We start from the raw sequence: 19,930 nt of genomic DNA, 5'->3' as shown, positions 1-19,930 counted from the left end.
CTGGATGGAAAGCGGTATGGGACAAGTTTGATAATTGAATTTACAATTATCGTTTACAGCAAAAAACCTCTGCAAGTTAGATACTTGACAGAGGTTTTTGTTTTAAAGTCTACCCTTAGCGGTTAAGCATCAATCTTCGCGTATTTCGCATTACGCTCAATAAATTCCCTACGTGGTGCAACTTCATCGCCCATCAGCATGGAGAAAGTATGATCGCATTCTGCAGCACTTTCGATAGTTGCCTGTAATAAAGTACGTGTGGCTGGATTTAAGGTAGTGTCCCATAATTGTTCCGCATTCATCTCACCCAAACCTTTATAACGCTGAATGTGTACACTATCTTCTTTACCGGCACCTTTCAGGCGTTGTACAGCCGCATCGCGTTGTACATCATTCCAGCAATATTCAAAATCTTTACCCTTTTTTACCTGATATAGAGGTGGCGATGCGATGTAAACATATCCGGCTTCAATTAAAGCCCGCATGTACCGGTAGAAGAATGTTAAGATCAATGTTGTAATGTGCGAACCGTCGATATCCGCATCCGTCATAATGACGATTTTGTGGTAACGCAATTTTGTTAAGTTTAAAGCCTTATCATCTTCGGGTGTACCAATGCTTACGCCAATAGCGGTAAACATATTTTTGATCTCATCGTTCTCGTAGATTTTGTGCTCCATCGCTTTCTCCACATTCAAAATTTTACCTTTTAAAGGCAAAATTGCCTGAATGTTTCTATCGCGACCCTGTTTAGCGGTACCACCCGCCGAATCACCCTCAACCAAATAAATTTCACATTTTTCAGGATCACTATCAGAGCAATCGGCAAGTTTACCTGGCAAACCAGAACCACCCATAACACTCTTACGCTGAACCATTTCACGAGCCTTACGGGCCGCAGCACGTGCTGTAGCCGCCAGGATCACTTTATTAACAATCATTTTAGCCTCTTTTGGATTTTCTTCCAAATAAGAACCTAATGCTTCACCAACAGCAATATCAACAGCACCCATCACCTCACTGTTACCCAGCTTAGTTTTGGTTTGCCCTTCAAATTGCGGCTCCTGCACTTTTACAGAAACAACGGCCGTTAAACCTTCTCTAAAGTCATCACCTGTAATTTCCATTTTCAGGTTTTTTAACAAACCCGATTTATCTGCATAACTTTTTAATGTACGGGTTAAACCCCTACGAAAACCTGCAATATGTGTTCCACCTTCGTGTGTATTAATGTTGTTTACATAAGAGTGAACGTTTTCCGAATAACTATCGTTGTACTGGAACGCCAGTTCAACGGGAACACCATTCTTTATTCCGTCAATGTAAATCGGCTCAGGCAAAAAAGATGCACGAGTTCCATCTAAAAACGAAACAAACTCTTTTAAACCACCTTCCGATTGAAAAACTTCTGATAAAAACGAGCCATCTTCTAAAGTTTCACGTTCATCAGTTAAGGTTAATTTAATCCCTTTATTTAAGAAAGCCAATTCGCGTAAACGGCTCGCTAAAGTGTCATATTTGTATTCGGTAGTTTGGGTAAAAATAGTCGGATCCGGGCTAAAAGTTACAATTGTACCACGTTTATCTGTTGTACCAACTTCTTTAACATCATATTGTGGCACACCAATTTTGTACTCCTGCATCCAGATTTTACCTTCACGATGAACTTCAGCTTTTAAATCTGTAGACAATGCATTAACGCAACTTACCCCAACACCGTGTAAACCACCCGAAACTTTATAAGTATCTTTATCAAATTTACCACCCGCATGTAAAACCGTCATTACGATTTCAAGTGCCGATTTATTTTCTTTTGTATTTATTCCGGTTGGAATACCACGACCGTTATCTTCTACCCTAATCGAATTTCCTTCTAAAATCCTAACATCAATGGTATCCGCATGACCAGCAAGCGCCTCATCAATCGAGTTATCTACAACCTCGTAAACTAGATGGTGTAAACCTTTTACACCAGTATCACCTATATACATCGAAGGGCGCTTACGCACCGCTTCCAAACCTTCTAAAACCTGTATATTATCTGCCGAATAATTTGACTTTAAATCTTGTTCTTCGCTCATATATTAATTAAAAACTATAAGTATCAAAAATACGGAAATTTTGCCATATACACTAATATGTGGATAAGTTTTGACCTGTTAATCTTCCGACAACAGCATACATTTTAATCGATTTAAACAAGACTTAAAAGCATCCGGCTAGCTACAATTAAATGCGAATCGGACTAGTCTGTATGAGGTTCAAAAATAGCCGGGCGCTTTTAATAATAGATTAATCTGAGTTAATATTTTTCAGAAATGAATACAGGTATATTTATTTGAAGCGCAAGGGCTGGTAACGCTTGGGTTGGCTCCGGTCCTGCTTTTGCTGCAAGTCCTCACTGCGCTCCGGGCTTTTCGCGTCAATCAGGGCTATTTAATAAAAGCAGTAGTTATTCGGTAACGCTTTTATACACCGCCCCCTGTTCCTAAGCCCGGTGGAAGCGGCATCCTTTTTGGATAAATATTCTTTAATTTCCGTAGAAAATTGCCCAAAAAGATACAGCGCACAACGGGGCAGGTGGCCGCCAATATCGTTAAATATTCACTTTCGGATAAAAATGAGCGGAACACAAACTGTAAATCCAGATTGGATTAGTGGTATTTTATATATACTATGCGTAAATCCGGACTTTAAATGACTATAATATTAGTTTATGCTTAATTAACTATTTATTGCATACTTAATTATCATTTTTATCTTTGCTAAAATTTATTAAACTAGAATGGAAAGAAGAACCTTTAAAACCTTTGGTTTATTTGCAGCTGCAGCTATAATTACTGCTTTTTCTGCATGCCAAAACAAAGACACTAAAACAACAGAGACAAAAAAAACAGATAGTACCGCAGCTGTTTCTGCAGGTGAAAAAATTGTATTTGTAAATTCAGATTCGTTATTAACCAAATACGATTACTACAAAGACCTTAAGGTAAAATTTGAAGGTAAATCGAAAAGTGCGCAGGCAGATATGCAGGCAAAAACTCAGGCTTTTCAAAGAGAAGTTGCGCAATACCAACAAACTGCAGGTTCGTTAGCTGCCGATGTCCGTAAAGCAACAGAAGAGCGCTTGGGCCGTAAACAACAGGAATTGCAAACTTATCAGCAAAATGCAGGTGGTGCTTTACAAAATGAGCAGGCTGCAGAAAATGAGAAATTGTATGATAAGGTTGCAGGTTACCTAAAAGTTTATGCAAAAGAAAAAGGCTATAAAATGGTATTAACCTACTCAAAAGGCAACAGCGCAATTTTATTTGCCGATGAAAGCTTAGATGTAACTTCTGAAGTGATTAAGGGTTTAAATGCAGATTACGCTAAAAAATAATTTTTAACATATTTTTTAAAGAATGCCCTGAACAATCAGGGCATTTTTTTTGTCTTAATAATTAATTATGGAAAATAGAGAACAACATGAAGCCTTTATGCGCCTGGCAGTTGAACTGTCGGTACAAAATGTTAGTGAGTGCGTTGGTGGCCCGTTTGGTGCTGTAGTGGTTAAAGATGGAAAAATTGTGGCAAAATCGGCAAACAAGGTAACATCAACCAACGACCCTACAGCACATGCAGAAGTTTCGGCAATCCGGTTGGCTTGCACAGCGTTAAATACTTTCGATTTGAGTGGCTGTGTAATTTACACGAGTTGCGAACCTTGCCCGATGTGCCTTGGCGCGATTTACTGGTCACGCATTGAAACCATTTATTATGCCAATACAAAAGCCGATGCGGCACATATCGGTTTCGATGATAAATTTATTTACGAAGAATTGGATAAGCCAATGGAGCAGCGAACGCTTCCCGTTGTGCAAATGTTGAGGGATGAAGCCATGGAAGCTTTTAAACTCTGGGAAACATCGCCAATGCGTGTAAATTATTAATAACAAGAATGCCCGATTTTCATTTCCATCGGGCATTTTTGTTATTTGCTGGCTTCTTTTGACTTGAGCAAACCAATCATAGAATCTATTCCTTCACTACGCCATCATCTGAATCTGAAAAACCTACCGATTTAAACCTGATATTTCCTTTGCCATCAATGATAAACCAGGTTGGTATTCCGTCGATTTTATAAGCATTTACGACGTCAAATTTTGATGGGTCTTTTTTTCCGAAATTTTCGGGAATAATATTTGTAGCATGATGGTTATGACCTACGAGCAAAAAATTACCAGTGAACTGGTGTTTTGGAAATTTAAAATTATGCAAAGACCTTCGCTGTTCAGTAAAGTGACCGATAAGGTTCAGAAAAAAATAAACAGCTATATTCCCGATAAAGTGCATCAGGCCATTACCACAGCAATTAAGCAAATGGTTAAAGCCGTTCTATTTGGTTCAACATTCACAACTTCAAAGCCGGTAACCGACTTTACATTAATGCATCGGGAAGCATTGATTAGACAAAAGATTGAAAATTATAAAAAAACCGGTGCAACCGAAGGCGGAATAACCGGGGCGGGAGGCTTTTTGATGAGCCTTGCTGACTTCCCGTTATTATTAGGCATAAAAATGAAAATGCTTTTTGATATCGCGGCTGTTTATGGTTATGATGTGAAAGATTATCGTGAACGCCTTTTTATTCTCCACATTTTTCAACTGGCTTTTTCAAGCAAGGAAGAAAGCAAAAACATCTTTCTGAAAATGGAAGACTGGGATAATAAAGCGCATAAATTACCAGCCGACATTGATGAATTTGACTGGTTAACCTTTCAACAACAATACAGGGATTATATAGATTTGGCTAAGCTTGCTCAAATGCTGCCCTTTATTGGCGCTGCAGTTGGCGCCGTGGCCAATTATAAATTAATCGAAAAGCTGGGCAAAACGGCTATGATGTGCTATCGAATGAGGTATTTCAGTTTGCAATATGCCGTTATCGGTTCGCAAGAAACTGAAAGCCGAAAACTGGGAACTGAGAACTAATCTAATCCTCATCATCCTGAAATAACCCGCCGATTAAATCATCCGTTTCTCTCCTGTCCTTTTTAGTTGGCCTGCCGGTTCCCCTGTCTCTCTTCAAATTTGGTGAGTGGAACATCGACTTAAACGCATGCGTATCTTCAACAGGTGTTAAATCTTTATATTTTGTTAAAGCGGTTGGCGAATCCGTTCTGTTGTATGAAAAATCGACAACCTCGATAATCTTCTTTTCAATTCCTTTTGATACCTGATAAACATCGCCGATTTTAACAATAGCTGATGGTTTAATATTTTGCCCTTTCAATTTCACTCTCCCTGCTTTACAGGCATCTGTAGCCAGGCTTCTGGTTTTAAACAACCTTATTGCCCACAAATATTTATCTATACGTAATTTTTCTGCCTCTGCCATAAAGTCCAAAAATACGGTAAAATTGTTAAATTGCTTTATTGTTAAATCCTTAACAGTAACAATCTCTAAACCTTTTTCCATGGGCAGCAATCCCTACAATCTGACAATTTAGCAATATTTTACATTAACAAGGAACAAACAATTTAAACAATTAACCCTTTAATAAGCAAAAATTGATTTATTTTGCGTAAAATTTAAAAACATCATGTATTCAGATTTAAAGAAATTAATTGAAGCCGCCTGGGAAGACAGAACCCTATTAAAATACAGCAACTATTGCGAAGCAATTGAAACCGTTATTCAAGGATTAGATAAAGGTGAAATTCGTGTTGCTGAACCGGTTTTAAACTCTTGGGGCATTAATGAATGGGTAAAGAAAGCTGTTATTTTATATTTCCCGATTCGTGAGATGAAAGAAATTAAAAGCGGTCCTTTTGTTTACCACGACAAGATGGAACTAAAAACCGATTACAAAGCAACCGGCGTTCGCGTTGTACCGATGGCCAGTGCCCGTTACGGTGCGTATTTAGCCAAAGGCGTTATTATGATGCCATCGTACGTTAATATCGGCGCTTACGTTGATGAAGGTACAATGGTTGATACCTGGGCAACTGTTGGTTCATGTGCGCAAATCGGAAAACGTGTTCACTTAAGTGGTGGCGTAGGTATTGGTGGTGTTTTAGAACCTGTTCAGGCTGCTCCGGTAATTATTGAAGACGATGCTTTTCTAGGATCCAGAGCAATTGTTGTTGAGGGTGTTAAAGTAGAGCGGGAAGCTGTTTTAGGCGCAAATGTTGTTTTAACCGCTTCAACTAAAATTATTGATGTTACCGGTCCAACGCCTGTAGAATATAAAGGTATCGTTCCGGCACGTTCAGTGGTAATTCCAGGCAGTTACACTAAAAAGTTCCCGGCCGGCGAATACCAGGTACCATGTGCTTTAATTATTGGTAAACGTAAAGAAAGTACAGATAAGAAAACTTCACTTAACGATGCGTTGAGAGAAAATAATGTAGCTGTTTAAGCCTAAAGTAAAAAGGTGAAAGCAGAAAGCGAAAAGCAAATCCAACAAGCCGAAAGTTCTCAACTTGAGCAATCAAGCTTTGGTCTTTCGGCTTTAAGCTTTAAGCTTAAAATCGGTTTTGATGGAAAACGAGCTGCAAATAACTTAACAGGTTTAGGTAATTACAGTCGTTCGTTAATCGAGGCGCTGGCCAACCAATTTCCTCAAAACCAATACCTGGTTTATACACCAAAAGTAAAAGCAGCCAAACAAATTGATTCATTTTTCAGCAAAGAAAATATTGAACTTAAACTTCCAGGAAATGGATCTTTCCTTTGGAGAAGTTTAAATATTTTAAAGGATTTAGTTAAAGATGATGTTCAGATTTTCCATGGTTTAAGTCATGAAATTCCTTTTGCAATTGAACACACCCGGGTTAAATCGGTTGTAACCATGCACGACTTAATTTTTCTCCGGTTTCCAAAATATTACAAATTCATCGACAGGAAATTATACGAATGGAAAAGTAAATCTGCTTGTAAGAGAGCTGATAAAATTATTGCCATCAGCGAAAAAACAAAAGCCGATATCATTGAATTTTACGGAATAAATCCCCATAAAATTGAAGTTATCTATCAAACCTGCGACCCTATTTTCAAAGGTTCTTTCCAAGATTCAACCCTGAAAAGAATCAGCTTAACTTATAAGCTTCCTGAAAAGTTTATTTTAAATGTCGGTACAATTGAGGAACGCAAAAACCTCAAATTAATCGTTCAGGCATTAAAATATGTTGACGAAGACTACAAGCTGGTTGTAATTGGAAAAAAGACTGGCTATTTCAAAACCGTTGAAAAGGAAATTGAAAAACTCGGTTTGAACAAAAGAGTGATTTTTCTCCAAAATATCCCATTTGCCGATTTACCCGGCATTTATCAGTTAGCAAAAGTATTTGTCTATCCATCATTTTATGAAGGTTTCGGCATTCCTGTTATCGAAGCACTTTATTCGGGTACACCAACAATTGCTGCAACGGGATCATGCTTGGAAGAAGCCGGTGGCCCCGATAGTATTTATGTGAATCCAACAGATGTAAAGGGATTAGCATATTGGATCAATCAAATTCTTAAGAGTGATTCGCTGCAAAAAGAGATGAAAACAAAAGGGCTGGAATTCGTTCAAAAATTCAACAGCCCTTTGGTGACGCAGCAATTAATAAATTGCTATGAAAATATCTTAAGCTAAACTTATTTAGCGGCAATCGCATTTGGCGGATATTGTGCCAAAATTTCTTTTACACCTGTATATAAACGTTGCTCGCGCTTACTAAAATTATCAAGGTTAAAACCTGCACCTTGTCCGTGCCAGAACAAAATCTTTTTTGCCGGATCTAAGAAATCAATAATAATTGTGCCTTCGATGTATTGGTTAACATAGTTAGAGCCCCATCCGCCCCAACCGCCGCGCCAGCCCCAGCCGCCGCCCCAACCCCATCCACCATAGTAGGCAGGACCATAAAAATCTGTTTTTTCTCTGGCAACAACAACAAGATTGACCAATAAATCAGGTCGATCAGATTTTGTAAAGCCTTTGGCATTCATTTCAGCCTCAACAGCGGCTATTAATCTTCTTTTATCAAGATTATTGAGCTTTACCCTGGCAATGCCCTTATCATAAAAGTTATACGTTTTGTAAGCATTCAAATCGACATTTTTGTCATAATCTGAAGCGGTCCGGAGCGATGAGCATCCGGCTAATGTGATTACAACGGCAATCAGCATTAATAGTTTTTGAAAAATTTTCATTTGTTAATGTGTGTTTATGTTTATAAAATAACCTATATTAAAAATACCTGTTTTCCTGCTTAAATCAAAAACAATGCAATTATTTTACATTACAATTGTTAATGATAAAACGTTCGGAAAAACCCTTTGTTTTAACTCAAATGTTAAATATTATAGCAATTTGGAGATTTAACATATTGTTTTAAAAACTACCTTTGCATTATGCTTAAAGAAGAAATCAATAAAGCTTTAGAAGTATTAAAATCTGGCGGTGTAATGCTTTACCCAACGGATACAATTTGGGGTTTAGGTTGCGATGCAACAAACCCTGAAGCGGTTGATAAGTTACTTAAAATTAAAAATCGTCCGGCCGAGAAGAGCCTTATCGTTCTTTTGGATACCGATAATAAAATTCAGAGCTATGTTACCGATGTGCCGGAAGTAGCTTATGATTTAATTGAATACGCTGAAAACCCGCTGACAATTATTTTTTCAGGCGCAAAAAACCTAGCTAAAAATGTGATTAATGAAGATGGCAGTGTAGGAATAAGAATCGTAAAACACGATTTCTGCACACCACTAATTCAGCGTTTTCGCAAGCCAATTGTTTCTACATCAGCTAATTTAAGCGGCGAACCATCGCCAAAAAACTTTGATGATATCAGTTCCGAAATTATCGATGCAGTGGATTACATTGTAGATTTTGAGCAGGAAAACAGAACTTCGAAAAAGCCTTCTACGATTATGAAACTTTCTCCAGGTGGTCAATTCGAGTTTATTCGTAAATAATACTCCAAACCCCTCAAGGGGCTTTAAACTTTAATAAATCATCACGAATGTTTTTTCTTAATTTTGGAAATTATTACCCTGGAATATGCAATCTAATTTGAGCGATAGACATGAAAAGTCCTCTTTAGGGGATTTGGGGGTTCGTATACAAAATCCGATCTTTAAAACTTTATCAGCCATTGCCGATAAAAATAATACTGAAGCTTATGTTATTGGCGGCTTTGTTCGCGATTTATTTTTGAACCGGCCATCAAAAGATATTGATGTTGTTGTTGTTGGCAGTGGAATTGATTATGCCGAAGCCGTTGGCCGTAAATTAAATACAAAAGTTGCCATTTTTAAAAACTTCGGTACGGCAAATATCAAAATAGGCGATTTAGAAATTGAATTCGTGGGTGCCCGTAAAGAATCTTATCGATCAGAATCTAGAAAACCAATAGTTGAAGATGGCACATTAAAAGACGATCAATTACGCCGCGATTTCACGATAAATGCATTAGCAATCCATTTAAATGAAAATCATTTCGGAGAACTTTTAGATCCCTTCAACGGGATTCAGGATTTAGAAAATAAACTCATTCGTACGCCGCTCGACCCTGAAATTACATTTTCTGATGATCCCTTACGGATGATGAGGGCAATAAGGTTTGCCACTCAATTAAATTTCAATATTGATGAAGCGGCCATCAATGCGATAAAAACACAAAAAGAACGCATCGGCATCGTTTCAAAAGAACGCATTACAGACGAACTGAATAAGATTATCTTAACTAAAAAACCATCTGTAGGTTTTAAAATTTTGTTTGATACCGGGTTATTGCACATCATCTTTCCTCAAATGGCTCAACTTTATGGCGTAGACATTATCAAGGGCAAGGGACATAAAGATAACTTCTACCACACCTTAGAGGTACTTGATAACATTTGTGCCAGCACAGACGATTTATGGCTAAGATGGGCTGCAATTTTACACGATATTGCCAAGCCTGCTACTAAACGTTTTGAAGAAGGCCACGGCTGGACTTTTCACGGCCATGAAGATAAAGGCGCCAGGATGGTTCCAAAAATTTTCAACCAGCTAAAGCTCCCTTTAAATGAGAAAATGAAGTTTGTACAAAAGCTTGTTCAGCTTCATTTAAGGCCAATTGTTTTAGCACAGGATACGGTTACCGATTCAGCTGTTCGCCGTTTGCTTTTCGATGCGGGTGAAGAAATTGAAAGCCTTATGCTGCTATGCAATGCAGATGTAACGACAAAAAACGAATACAAAAAGGCTAAGTATCGTAATAATTTTGAATTAGTTAAGCAAAAGCTTGCAGCTGTTGAGGAGCGGGATAAATTAAGAAACTGGCAACCACCCATAACCGGTAACGATATTATGGAAACCTTTGCTTTAGATGCCGGAAAAGAAGTTGGCATAATTAAAAGTGCAATTCGCGAAGCAATTTTGGAAGGTGAGATAACAAACGACTATAACGAAGCGTTTAATTTTATGCTAAATCTGGCAAAACAAATGGGATTAAATCCTGTTAATAAATAATTTAATTGCCAAAACAATTGATTAGCTAACTTTTTGTCGCAATTGCTGTTTTGTGATAAAACAAATTAACTTTATTTTTACAGCTCCAAAAAACAATAATGGCTATTTATAAATTTAAAATTACTTTTGAAGATTTTGATGATGTTGTGAGAGAGATCGACATTAAATCTAACCAGACATTTGAAGATTTGCACAGAGCAATTCACAAATCTACAGGTTATAACGCCGAAAAATCTTCATCATTCTACGTAAGTACCGATAATTGGCTGAAAGGTGATGAGATTGCTTACCTACCAAGTGAGCGTAAAAAAGACCGGGTTGTTTTGATGGAAAACTCAAAATTGAGTGGTTTTATTGAAGATCCTCATCAAAAATTCTATTATACCTATAACTTCGATCGGCCTTATGATTTCCATGTGGAGCTGATTAAAATTATTTTAGATGCCGATCCGAATATTGAATATCCTTTTCTTGCAAAGAGTTCGGGTGAAGCACCAAAAATTATGGAACAAAATAGTCCGCAGGCTGTAGATCCGCGTGGCGCAATTGCTTCCGCCAGTGAATTTGATTTCCTTAATGAAATGAATTTCGTACCTGAAGATACCGACGAATTGGAAGCAATGGGCGAGATGGGTATTAATGAAGAAGAACGCGATGAAGATGAGGAAACGGAAGACAGCGATGAATTTGGAGATGAGTTTTCTGATACCGAAAGCTACGAAGATGATACCCATAAAGATGATTATTAACAAATTCAGTTTCAGTTTGTAAAATATTTAACTGTCGGACAAACCATCCGGCAGTTTTTTTATACCTTAATCTTATGCCCGAAAGCTGCAAGAAGACCCTAATTGTTATCGTTGGCCCAACAGCCATCGGGAAAACGGCTTTGGCTATCGATATCGCTAAACAATACAATACGGAAATTTTATCAGCAGATTCGAGGCAGTTTTATAAGGAAATGGAAATCGGGACTGCAAAACCCGATGCAGAAGAACTGGCTGCAGCTAAACATCACTTTATTAATTCTCACTCCATAACCCAACTTTTTAGCACGGGAGATTTCGAAATTGAGGCATTAAAAATTATCGGTTCCATTTTCGAAAATCACGATTTAGCCATAATGGTTGGTGGCAGCGGATTGTACATAAACGCCGTGGTAAACGGTTTGGATGAAATGCCGGAAATCGATCTGGAAATCCGGGCAAAATTAAACCATCAATTTGAAGTTGAGGGCCTGGAAGCAATTCAGACGCAACTTAAGCAATATGATCCTGAATATTTCGAGAAAGTTGATCAGAATAATCCGCAACGAATGATCAGGGGTTTAGAGGTTTTTCTTTCAACCGGACAGAAACTTTCTTCAATGTTATCTGCTACAAAGAAAAAAAGGCCATTTAATATCATTAAGATAGGACTAAACACCGACCGGGCTAAACTTTACGATAGAATTAACCTCCGGGTAGATAAAATGATGGAGAACGGTTTGTTAGATGAAGTCAAATCGTTAAATGATTATAGAAAATACAATGCCTTAAATACGGTTGGCTACAGCGAATTATTTGATTTTATTGATGATAAAATAACGCTTGAAGATGCAGTGGCTTCTATTAAGCAAAACACCCGCCGCTTCGCCAAGAGGCAATTAACCTGGTTTAGAAGAGATGAAGAAATAAATTGGTTTGAGCCTGATGAAATAAACGAGGTTATTAAACTGCTAGCTAAAAAACTTTAACAAGGTTAACTAAAAAGGCCTTAATTTACATCAAGGCCTTCTATTCATTAATTTTTTTGTTCTACAGATTAGTTTGGAAACTTAACGCCCCTGTATTGCGTAATATCGACTGTAGGTATATTCGAACCGTATTTTCCATTAATCGCATCTATAAAGACATTTGCAATTACAGCATTCCCGCGGGGTGTTAAATGAACACCATCTAAAGAAAATGCACCACCTGTTATAAATGCGGAGTTAATTCCAACACCTTGTATTACCAAGCCAGTTTTAACCTGATTAAGGTAGCTGTACGTATCGGCAATTGCTAATCCTTTACTATCGGCTAAAGACTTAATGGTACTGTTGTAACTGACAACATAATCTTTAACTTTGATTATTTCGTCTTTATCCAGAACCCAATTATTAGCTATCGGATTTAATGGATGTAATCCGTATGGTAACCCTGAAGCATTAGGAACGCCAAATAAACCGGCAGATTGAAACGGTAAACGGATTAAATCTTCGGCAGTTGCTGCCCTGACTGTACCAGTACCCGTTTGAATATAAATTGCCGCAGCAGCAGGATTAATTGCTTTTGCTGCATTTAATAAAGCAGCTACAGTTACCGTATTAAAATAAGGAATTGCAGTTACATCCGGAATTGTACCAACCACACCTTTCTGCCCACCTGCGGTTAAAGCATTAACCAGGTTTGAATATAATAATGCAAAAGTAGATTTATCTGTTAACACGTTCGTTGCATCAGTTGTTACACCACCATTAGTTGCATAACCTAAGGCATCGTTATTGCCTAACCATAAAGAAAAGAAAGTATGGTTTCTTCCCTGTATAAATTGAAAATAACTTACTGTTCCAACCTGTGTATCTGTTAACAAACGCTCCAGATAAGGATTTGCAGCACCGAATGCAGCAGCAAAAGCTAAATCAACACGCATACCAGGGATACCTAAATTTTGCACCTCCCCTGTATATTTTGTTAAAAGTGTCGACGAGCCCGGACGATTTGCATTTCCTAAAACCGGCGTTATCGTCGGCGTTCCGTTAACTAATGCGGTTAAAGACAAATAACCTGAACCATTGGCTTGTGCATCAGTAAAAAACGGAGAAGTAAAGCTTCCGCCACCCACCGTTGCCATTTGAGCAGCAACCAAGTTTGGATAGGCAACTTTTTGTCCTTCCAGGTAAAGACCACCATCAGCAAAACCCGATGTTAATGAATTACCAACTGCAATGTATTTACTAAAATTTGCCTGTCCTGCGGAAGTGCCTACAGCAGTGTCAATTTCAGGTTTACAAGCTGCTGCAAAAAGAATAACAGCTGCTAAAAAACTATTTATTATATATTTTCTCATTTGTAATTCTCCTACCATTTATAAGTTAACGAAATACCGGGTGCGTAAACTAAGGTTTTAAATGTACCATCTAAACCAGTTTCAATATTTTTCTGTTTACGCGATTTAACATCTTCAAAGAAGAATGATGCATTAACTTCAAACTTAGAAGTAAAAGAATAACCTGCACCGGCACTTAAGATATAGCGATCAGCATCAGGCGCTTCTGGTGTTACATAACCATCCTGAACCGGACTAAAAGCGTAGCCAACGCCAGCTCTCAAAGCCAGTTTATCTGATGCCTGGTGATTTATACCTAATTTAAATGAAGAACCATCGCGGTAGTTACGGGCAGATTTTGTATCTGCAAGTGCGGAAGTATTTGTCGCATAATCAAAAGATAAGTCCTGGTAAATATGCCATTGTACCCAACTTGCATCAAAAGCAAGTGATGTACTTTTCGATAATGGAATACCAATTCCTAAGGTTGTGGTAGCTGGTAAAGGCAATTCAGCATTAAATGTATTTCCTGCAGGGAAAGAAGTTCTTAATGAATTCGGAACATCAAATTCTGCAGAACCACCATCTAACTTTGTAACTACTTTTGATTTATGAACGATGGCAAAAGTGATATCGCTTAAGGTTTTAATGTAAATACCGGCATTCCAGCCGTACCCTTTACCGGTACCATCAAGCGTTACTTTTCCGGAACGGCCATCAGGGAAATTTACCGGAAGTGCTCTCTGAAGATTTACATCACCATGGTTATAAACAAAACCTGCACCTATACCAATCTGATCAGTAATTTTAATACTTAAAGTTGGTTGTATATAAATTGCTTTCAGATTTAATGAAGTTAAAGTATATTTTCCCGACCAGTTATCACCCCAGTCGACCAATCCCCCGAAAGGGGTGTAAACGCCTAAGCCTAATTTCCATCGGTTAGATTTTGGTCCCCAAACAGCATAAAATTCAAATGGCGGAGCAATTTTGTTTTTTACATCTTCAGTTACATTTGAACCTGTCCGCTGAAAAGCTGATTTAAATAATAATGGGTTAACACCTGCTGAAACTGAGTTTTTCTCTAAGAAACTAACTGCACCGGGGTTGAAAAATACAGAAGCTTCATCCAAAGCAAGCGCAGATCCTGCTCCAGCCATACCTATTTGTTTCTGTCCCTGTAAATTAACCTGGAAACCCTGCCCCAAAACCCATAATGGGGCGGATAGTAATACGCTCAATAAAATTTTTTTCATCTATAAATGGTTATAGCACAAATATATACTATGCTAACATAGTAATCAAGTAATTATTCAATAATATAAAAAGAAATTAAGCTTGAGCAGTTGGTCCGCCAAAACCCATTGGAAAAGGCGGTTCCTCCTGTATTTTAATACGGCCGTTTACATTTTCAAATTTTTGGATATTATCTTCTAAAGCAGTTAACAAACGCTTTGCATGCTCTGGTGTTAAAATGATTCTCGATTTAACTTTGGCCTTTGGTAAGCCCGGCATCACGCGAATAAAATCTAATACAAATTCAGTATTGGAGTGTGTAATAATTGCGAGATTAGAAAAAATTCCTTCAGCAATTTCTTCAGACAGCTCTATATTTAATTGGTTTTCGTTTTGTTGTTCTTCCATAAGGTCAAAAATAAAAAATTCCGCAACTAAATGGCGGAATTATAAATAATGTTAATATAAAATTGGAGCTTACTTTATCATGAAGTTAACGATACCAATTACTGAAACAACTACAGCTAAAAATTGAATTAATCCCACTAGATAAATTGATTTTGAAAGTTCTCAGATTTAACCTGCAAGATATATTCTTTTGTATTAGAAATATCTTCTTTTGTAGCTAAAATTTCTCGCTTATTATCAAGCTCCGTGCTAACTTCTTCTTTAACAAACGAAACTAACGCTTCAGCCTCCTTTCCACCATGTTTCATTTTAAGGATCTGGAATAGTTGAATATCTGTAACACTCATGACAATAATAATTTTAATAAATCTACAAATCTATTCCAAACAAAAAAGTCCTCCATTTTGGTGGAGGACTTAATTTAAAATATCAAAATATTAAGCTTCTACTTCTTCTTGTTTCGAAGCTAATAATTTATCATACTCTTCTTGAGAACCTACGATGATTCTTTCGTAACCACGAACACCTGTTCCCGAAGGAATTAAGTGACCAACGATTACGTTTTCTTTCAAGCCCAGCATGTTATCACGTTTACCTGCAATTGCTGCCTCATTTAATACTTTCGTAGTTTCCTGGAACGAAGCCGCAGAAATGAACGATTTAGTACCTAATGATGCACGAGTAATACCCTGAAGGATTGAACTCGCCGTTGCCGGTCTTGCATCGCGAACAGTAATTTGTTTTAAATCTTTACGTTTCAATTGAGAATTTTCATCTCTTAATCTGCGTAGAGAAACAATTTGCCCCGGTTTGAAGTCATTCGAATCACCAGCGTCTTCCACAACTTTCTTATCGTACATTGCATCATTCTCGTCAGCGAAATCCCAACGGTCAACAGCATTGTTTTCTAAGAAAATAGTATCGCCCGGATCCTCGATGTGAACTTTTTGCATCATCTGGTGAACAATTACTTCAAAGTGCTTATCGTTAATTTTCACACCTTGCAAACGGTAAACCTCTTGAATACCATTTACTAAGTATTCCTGAACCGCTGCAGGACCTTTAATTGACAAGATATCTGCAGGAGAAATTGAACCATCTGATAAAGGCATACCTGCTTTCACAAAGTCGTTATCCTGTACAAGGATATGTTTAGACAATGGAACCAGATATTTTTTAACTTCACCATCTTTAGATTCGATTGTAATCTCACGGTTACCACGTTTAACACCACCTAAAGTTACCACACCATCAATCTCCGTTACTACAGCCGGGTTAGATGGGTTACGTGCTTCAAATAGCTCTGTTACACGAGGTAAACCACCCGTAATATCCCGGGTTTTACCAGTTGCACGAGGAATTTTAGCGATAATCTGACCAGTTTGGATCGCTTCACCTTCATCAACTGAAACGTGGGCACCTACCGGAATGTTATAACCTTTAATCATTTCGCCTTTTTTATCAACGATTTGAACAGAAGGGTTTTTAGTTTTATCACGTGTATCGATAATCACTTTTTCACGGTGACCAGTTTGCTCATCTGATTCTTCACGGAAGGTAACACCTTCAATGATCGCATCAAATTGCGCTTTACCGGCAAATTCTGAAAGAATAACCGCGTTGTACGGATCCCATGAACAAATCTTATCACCTTTAGATAACTTATCTCCTTCTTTAACGAACAAGAAAGCACCATAAGGGATATTGTTTGTAACGATCACCCTGCCAGTACCTGGCTCAACAATTTTGAACTCACCCGAACGGCCCAATACAACCTGTACTGTACCATCTTCAGTTTGCGTATCAACTGTACGGATATTCTCGAATTCGATAACACCATCAAACTTAGCTACGATGTTTGATTCTGCAGCAATATTCGATGCAGTACCACCCACGTGGAAAGTACGAAGTGTTAACTGTGTACCTGGTTCACCGATTGACTGTGCTGCGATTACACCAACGGCCTCACCTCTCTGAACACGTTTACCCGATGCCAGGTTACGGCCATAACATAATGCACAAACACCACGTTTAGCTTCGCAGGTTAATACCGAACGAATTTCAATACCTTCTAAAGGAGATTCTTCAATCGCTTTAGCAACATCTTCGTTAATATCTTCGCCCGCACCTACCAATAATGTATTATCCAACGGATTATAAACATCATGTAATGAAGTACGACCTAAAATTCTGTCATATAATGGTTCAACGATATCTTCGTTGTCTTTCAATGCTGTTGTGTACATACCTCTTAAAGTACCACAATCATCATCGTTAACAATCATATCCTGCGCAACGTCATGTAAACGACGGGTTAAGTAACCCGCATCCGCCGTTTTTAAAGCCGTATCCGCCAAACCTTTACGGGCACCGTGAGTAGAGATAAAATACTCTAATACGGATAAGCCTTCTTTAAAGTTTGATAAAATCGGGTTTTCAATGATATCACCACCTGAACCTGATTTTTGAGGTTTCGCCATCAAACCACGCATTCCGCAAAGCTGACGAATCTGCTCTTTCGAACCACGTGCACCCGAATCAAGCATCATGTAAACTGAGTTAAAACCTTGGTTATCTGAAGATAACTGTGTCATAACGAAAGTCGTTAACCTGTTGTTGATACGTGTCCAGATATCGATAATCTGGTTGTAACGTTCGTTGTTGGTAATGAAACCCATGTTATAGTTGTTTCTTACCTCTTCAACCTCAGCAGCTGCCTGCTCTAACAAAGTATGTTTTTCTACCGGGATGTTTACGTCCTGCAAGTTGAACGATAAACCGCCCTGGAATGCCATTTTGAAACCTAATTCCTTGATATCATCCAAGAATTGAGAAGCACGGGCCATACCGGTCATTTTAACCACCTCACCGATAATATCTCTTAACGATTTCTTAGTTAATAATTCATTGATATAACCTACTTCCTCAGGAACCAATTGGTTGAACAATACCCTACCAACAGTCGTTTCAGTTAATTTATTAACGATTGAACCGTCATTTTGCTTAACATTAACCCTTACTTTGATGAAAGCGTGAAGATCTAATTCCTTCTCGTTATAAGCGATAATTACTTCTTCCGGAGAATAGAAATTTGAATCCTGTCCTTTTACAACTCTGGTATCATCAGTTCTACGGCCTTTAGTAATATAATAAAGACCCAAAACCATATCCTGAGATGGTACTGTAATCGGCGTACCGTTCGCAGGGTTTAAGATGTTGTGTGCAGCTAACATTAATACCTGGGCTTCCAAAATTGCTGCGTTACCTAAAGGTAAGTGGACAGCCATCTGGTCACCATCAAAATCGGCGTTGAATGCAGTACAAACTAATGGGTGTAACTGGATAGCTTTTCCTTCAATTAATTTTGGCTGGAAAGCCTGAATACCTAGTCGGTGTAATGTAGGTGCACGGTTTAATAACACCGGGTGACCTTTCAATACATTTTCTAAAATATCCCAAACCAACGGATCTTTTCTATCAACGATTTTCTTAGCAGATTTAACTGTTTTTACAACACCACGCTCAATCATCTTACGAATAATGAATGGTTTGTAAAGCTCAGCCGCCATATCTTTAGGAATACCGCACTCGTGTAATTTAAGGCTAGGCCCTACAACAATTACCGAACGAGCTGAATAATCCACACGTTTACCTAATAAGTTCTGACGGAAACGACCTTGTTTACCTTTCAAAATATCTGAAAGTGATTTTAAGGCACGATTACCTTCAGTTTTAACCGCGTTCACTTTACGTGAGTTATCGAATAACGAATCTACAGCTTCCTGCAACATACGTTTCTCGTTACGTAAAATTACCTCTGGTGCCTTAATCTCGATCAAACGTTTTAAACGGTTGTTACGGATAATTACACGACGGTATAAATCATTTAAATCTGAAGTAGCGAAACGACCTCCTTCTAATGGAACTAACGGACGTAATTCTGGTGGAATAACCGGAACGATTTTAACAATCATCCACTCCGGGCGATTCTCAATACGTGTATTCGCACCACGGAAAGCTTCAACAACCTGAAGGCGTTTTAAAGCCTCATTTTTACGTTGTTGAGAAGTTTCGTTTGCAGCCTGGTGACGTAAGTCATAAGATAAAGTATCTAAATCAATACGTTTTAATAAATCCTCTAATGCTTCAGCACCCATTTTGGCGATGAATTTATTAGGATCTTTATCATCTAAGTATTGGTTTTCCTTAGGTAATTTATCTAAAATATCTAAATATTCTTCTTCTGTTAAGAAGTCCATATAATTGATACCTTCCTCAGCCATTAAGCCTGATTGGATAACAACGTAACGCTCGTAATAGATAATTAAATCTAATTTTTTAGTAGGTAAACCTAATAAATAACCGATTTTGTTTGGTAATGAACGGAAATACCAGATGTGCGCCACAGGAACCACCAAAGCGATGTGTCCCATACGCTCACGACGTACTTTCTTTTCGGTTACCTCAACACCACAACGATCACAAACAATACCTTTATAACGGATACGTTTGTATTTACCGCAATGACATTCGTAATCTTTTACCGGACCAAAAATACGCTCACAAAACAAACCATCACGTTCAGGTTTGTAAGTACGGTAGTTAATTGTTTCCGGTTTCAACACCTCACCGCTCGAACGTTCCAGAATAATTTCCGGAGACGATAAGCTAATCGTGATTGATGTGAAATTGCTTTTTAATTTATTATCCTTTTTGTAAGACAT

Annotated in this window: 18 protein-coding genes; 9 read left to right on the top strand and 9 right to left on the bottom strand. The window is 38.0% G+C overall.

Going from position 1 to position 19,930, the window contains the following annotated elements:
• Window positions 1-122: 122 nt before the first annotated feature.
• The gene (gene gyrB, locus O0931_RS01935) at window positions 123-2,081 is read right to left on the bottom strand and encodes a DNA topoisomerase (ATP-hydrolyzing) subunit B (protein WP_269413862.1); all 1,959 of its coding nucleotides are present in this window, start codon (window positions 2,079-2,081) and stop codon (window positions 123-125) included.
• A 704-nt stretch (window positions 2,082-2,785) separates the two neighbouring features.
• Between gyrB and O0931_RS01930 the strand changes: the two genes are divergently transcribed.
• A complete protein-coding gene (locus O0931_RS01930; RefSeq protein ID WP_269413861.1) occupies window positions 2,786-3,382 on the top strand; it encodes an OmpH/Skp family outer membrane protein in 597 nt (198 codons plus the stop codon).
• 67 nt (window positions 3,383-3,449) lie between these two features.
• A complete protein-coding gene (locus O0931_RS01925; RefSeq protein WP_269413860.1) occupies window positions 3,450-3,932 on the top strand; it encodes a nucleoside deaminase in 483 nt (160 codons plus the stop codon).
• 85 nt (window positions 3,933-4,017) lie between these two features.
• Here the strand turns inward: O0931_RS01925 and O0931_RS01920 are convergent, their stop codons facing one another.
• The gene (locus O0931_RS01920; protein WP_269413859.1) at window positions 4,018-4,260 is read right to left on the bottom strand and encodes a TlpA family protein disulfide reductase; all 243 of its coding nucleotides are present in this window, start codon (window positions 4,258-4,260) and stop codon (window positions 4,018-4,020) included.
• Between O0931_RS01920 and O0931_RS01915 the strand changes: the two genes are divergently transcribed.
• Window positions 4,255-4,974, top strand: coding sequence for an EcsC family protein (locus O0931_RS01915; protein ID WP_269413858.1), 720 nt, complete (start codon window positions 4,255-4,257; stop codon window positions 4,972-4,974). The two genes, O0931_RS01920 and O0931_RS01915, sit on opposite strands and share 6 nt — an antisense overlap.
• A 1-nt stretch (window position 4,975) precedes the next feature.
• On the opposite strand, the gene O0931_RS01910 is transcribed toward O0931_RS01915, so the two are convergent.
• Window positions 4,976-5,380 (bottom strand): RNA-binding S4 domain-containing protein, encoded by a 405-nt coding sequence (locus O0931_RS01910; protein ID WP_269414554.1) that lies wholly within the window; start codon window positions 5,378-5,380, stop codon window positions 4,976-4,978.
• Between the two features lie 205 nt (window positions 5,381-5,585).
• Here O0931_RS01910 and O0931_RS01905 point away from each other — a divergent pair, with 205 nt between their 5' ends.
• The gene (locus tag O0931_RS01905) at window positions 5,586-6,404 is read left to right on the top strand and encodes a 2,3,4,5-tetrahydropyridine-2,6-dicarboxylate N-succinyltransferase (RefSeq protein WP_056871280.1); all 819 of its coding nucleotides are present in this window, start codon (window positions 5,586-5,588) and stop codon (window positions 6,402-6,404) included.
• 15 nt (window positions 6,405-6,419) lie between these two features.
• Complete coding sequence (locus O0931_RS01900; RefSeq protein ID WP_269413857.1) at window positions 6,420-7,625, top strand: glycosyltransferase family 4 protein; 1,206 nt, start codon at window positions 6,420-6,422, stop codon at window positions 7,623-7,625.
• Window positions 7,626-7,627: 2 nt separating this feature from the next.
• On the opposite strand, the gene O0931_RS01895 is transcribed toward O0931_RS01900, so the two are convergent.
• The gene (locus O0931_RS01895) at window positions 7,628-8,185 is read right to left on the bottom strand and encodes a DUF4136 domain-containing protein (RefSeq protein ID WP_269413856.1); all 558 of its coding nucleotides are present in this window, start codon (window positions 8,183-8,185) and stop codon (window positions 7,628-7,630) included.
• 201 nt (window positions 8,186-8,386) lie between these two features.
• Between O0931_RS01895 and O0931_RS01890 the strand changes: the two genes are divergently transcribed.
• From O0931_RS01890 to miaA, 4 genes are all read left to right on the top strand, one after another.
• Window positions 8,387-8,953 (top strand): L-threonylcarbamoyladenylate synthase, encoded by a 567-nt coding sequence (locus O0931_RS01890; protein WP_269413855.1) that lies wholly within the window; start codon window positions 8,387-8,389, stop codon window positions 8,951-8,953.
• Window positions 8,954-9,038: 85 nt separating this feature from the next.
• Window positions 9,039-10,493 (top strand): CCA tRNA nucleotidyltransferase, encoded by a 1,455-nt coding sequence (locus tag O0931_RS01885; RefSeq protein WP_428982621.1) that lies wholly within the window; start codon window positions 9,039-9,041, stop codon window positions 10,491-10,493.
• Between the two features lie 98 nt (window positions 10,494-10,591).
• Window positions 10,592-11,242 (top strand): IS1096 element passenger TnpR family protein, encoded by a 651-nt coding sequence (locus O0931_RS01880; RefSeq protein WP_269413854.1) that lies wholly within the window; start codon window positions 10,592-10,594, stop codon window positions 11,240-11,242.
• Between the two features lie 74 nt (window positions 11,243-11,316).
• On the top strand, window positions 11,317-12,228 hold the full coding sequence (gene miaA / locus O0931_RS01875) for a tRNA (adenosine(37)-N6)-dimethylallyltransferase MiaA (RefSeq protein WP_269413853.1): 912 nt from the start codon (window positions 11,317-11,319) through the stop codon (window positions 12,226-12,228).
• Window positions 12,229-12,296: 68 nt separating this feature from the next.
• On the opposite strand, the gene O0931_RS01870 is transcribed toward miaA, so the two are convergent.
• From O0931_RS01870 to rpoC, 5 genes are all read right to left on the bottom strand, one after another.
• On the bottom strand, window positions 12,297-13,583 hold the full coding sequence (locus O0931_RS01870; protein WP_269413852.1) for an SGNH/GDSL hydrolase family protein: 1,287 nt from the start codon (window positions 13,581-13,583) through the stop codon (window positions 12,297-12,299).
• A gap of 11 nt (window positions 13,584-13,594) precedes the next feature.
• Window positions 13,595-14,818, bottom strand: a complete 1,224-nt coding sequence (locus tag O0931_RS01865; protein WP_269413851.1) for an OmpP1/FadL family transporter — start codon at window positions 14,816-14,818, stop codon at window positions 13,595-13,597.
• A 76-nt stretch (window positions 14,819-14,894) separates the two neighbouring features.
• A complete protein-coding gene (locus O0931_RS01860; RefSeq protein WP_269413850.1) occupies window positions 14,895-15,206 on the bottom strand; it encodes a DUF3467 domain-containing protein in 312 nt (103 codons plus the stop codon).
• Window positions 15,207-15,343: 137 nt separating this feature from the next.
• The gene (locus O0931_RS01855; protein WP_269413849.1) at window positions 15,344-15,553 is read right to left on the bottom strand and encodes a hypothetical protein; all 210 of its coding nucleotides are present in this window, start codon (window positions 15,551-15,553) and stop codon (window positions 15,344-15,346) included.
• Window positions 15,554-15,643: 90 nt separating this feature from the next.
• The gene (rpoC, locus tag O0931_RS01850; RefSeq protein ID WP_269413848.1) at window positions 15,644-19,930 is read right to left on the bottom strand and encodes a DNA-directed RNA polymerase subunit beta'; all 4,287 of its coding nucleotides are present in this window, start codon (window positions 19,928-19,930) and stop codon (window positions 15,644-15,646) included.

Origin of the sequence: Pedobacter rhodius (genome assembly GCF_027213645.1) — a bacterium.
In the GTDB taxonomy this organism is placed as follows: Bacteria; Bacteroidota; Bacteroidia; order Sphingobacteriales; family Sphingobacteriaceae; genus Pedobacter; species Pedobacter rhodius.
This window is presented reverse-complemented; position numbering and strand designations above follow the sequence as displayed.

Coding starts and splice junctions, on each gene's coding strand:
- O0931_RS01870 (WP_269413852.1), bottom strand. CDS start 13,583: ATGAGAAAATATATAATAAATAGTTTTTTAGCAGCTGTTATTCTTTTT.
- O0931_RS01890 (WP_269413855.1), top strand. CDS start 8,387: ATGCTTAAAGAAGAAATCAATAAAGCTTTAGAAGTATTAAAATCTGGC.
- O0931_RS01860 (WP_269413850.1), bottom strand. CDS start 15,206: ATGGAAGAACAACAAAACGAAAACCAATTAAATATAGAGCTGTCTGAA.
- O0931_RS01930 (WP_269413861.1), top strand. CDS start 2,786: ATGGAAAGAAGAACCTTTAAAACCTTTGGTTTATTTGCAGCTGCAGCT.
- O0931_RS01865 (WP_269413851.1), bottom strand. CDS start 14,818: ATGAAAAAAATTTTATTGAGCGTATTACTATCCGCCCCATTATGGGTT.
- O0931_RS01885 (WP_428982621.1), top strand. CDS start 9,039: ATGCAATCTAATTTGAGCGATAGACATGAAAAGTCCTCTTTAGGGGAT.
- O0931_RS01880 (WP_269413854.1), top strand. CDS start 10,592: ATGGCTATTTATAAATTTAAAATTACTTTTGAAGATTTTGATGATGTT.
- O0931_RS01855 (WP_269413849.1), bottom strand. CDS start 15,553: ATGAGTGTTACAGATATTCAACTATTCCAGATCCTTAAAATGAAACAT.
- rpoC (WP_269413848.1), bottom strand. CDS start 19,930: ATGTCTTACAAAAAGGATAATAAATTAAAAAGCAATTTCACATCAATC.
- miaA (WP_269413853.1), top strand. CDS start 11,317: ATGCCCGAAAGCTGCAAGAAGACCCTAATTGTTATCGTTGGCCCAACA.
- O0931_RS01915 (WP_269413858.1), top strand. CDS start 4,255: ATGCAAAGACCTTCGCTGTTCAGTAAAGTGACCGATAAGGTTCAGAAA.
- gyrB (WP_269413862.1), bottom strand. CDS start 2,081: ATGAGCGAAGAACAAGATTTAAAGTCAAATTATTCGGCAGATAATATA.
- O0931_RS01905 (WP_056871280.1), top strand. CDS start 5,586: ATGTATTCAGATTTAAAGAAATTAATTGAAGCCGCCTGGGAAGACAGA.
- O0931_RS01925 (WP_269413860.1), top strand. CDS start 3,450: ATGGAAAATAGAGAACAACATGAAGCCTTTATGCGCCTGGCAGTTGAA.
- O0931_RS01895 (WP_269413856.1), bottom strand. CDS start 8,185: ATGAAAATTTTTCAAAAACTATTAATGCTGATTGCCGTTGTAATCACA.
- O0931_RS01910 (WP_269414554.1), bottom strand. CDS start 5,380: ATGGCAGAGGCAGAAAAATTACGTATAGATAAATATTTGTGGGCAATA.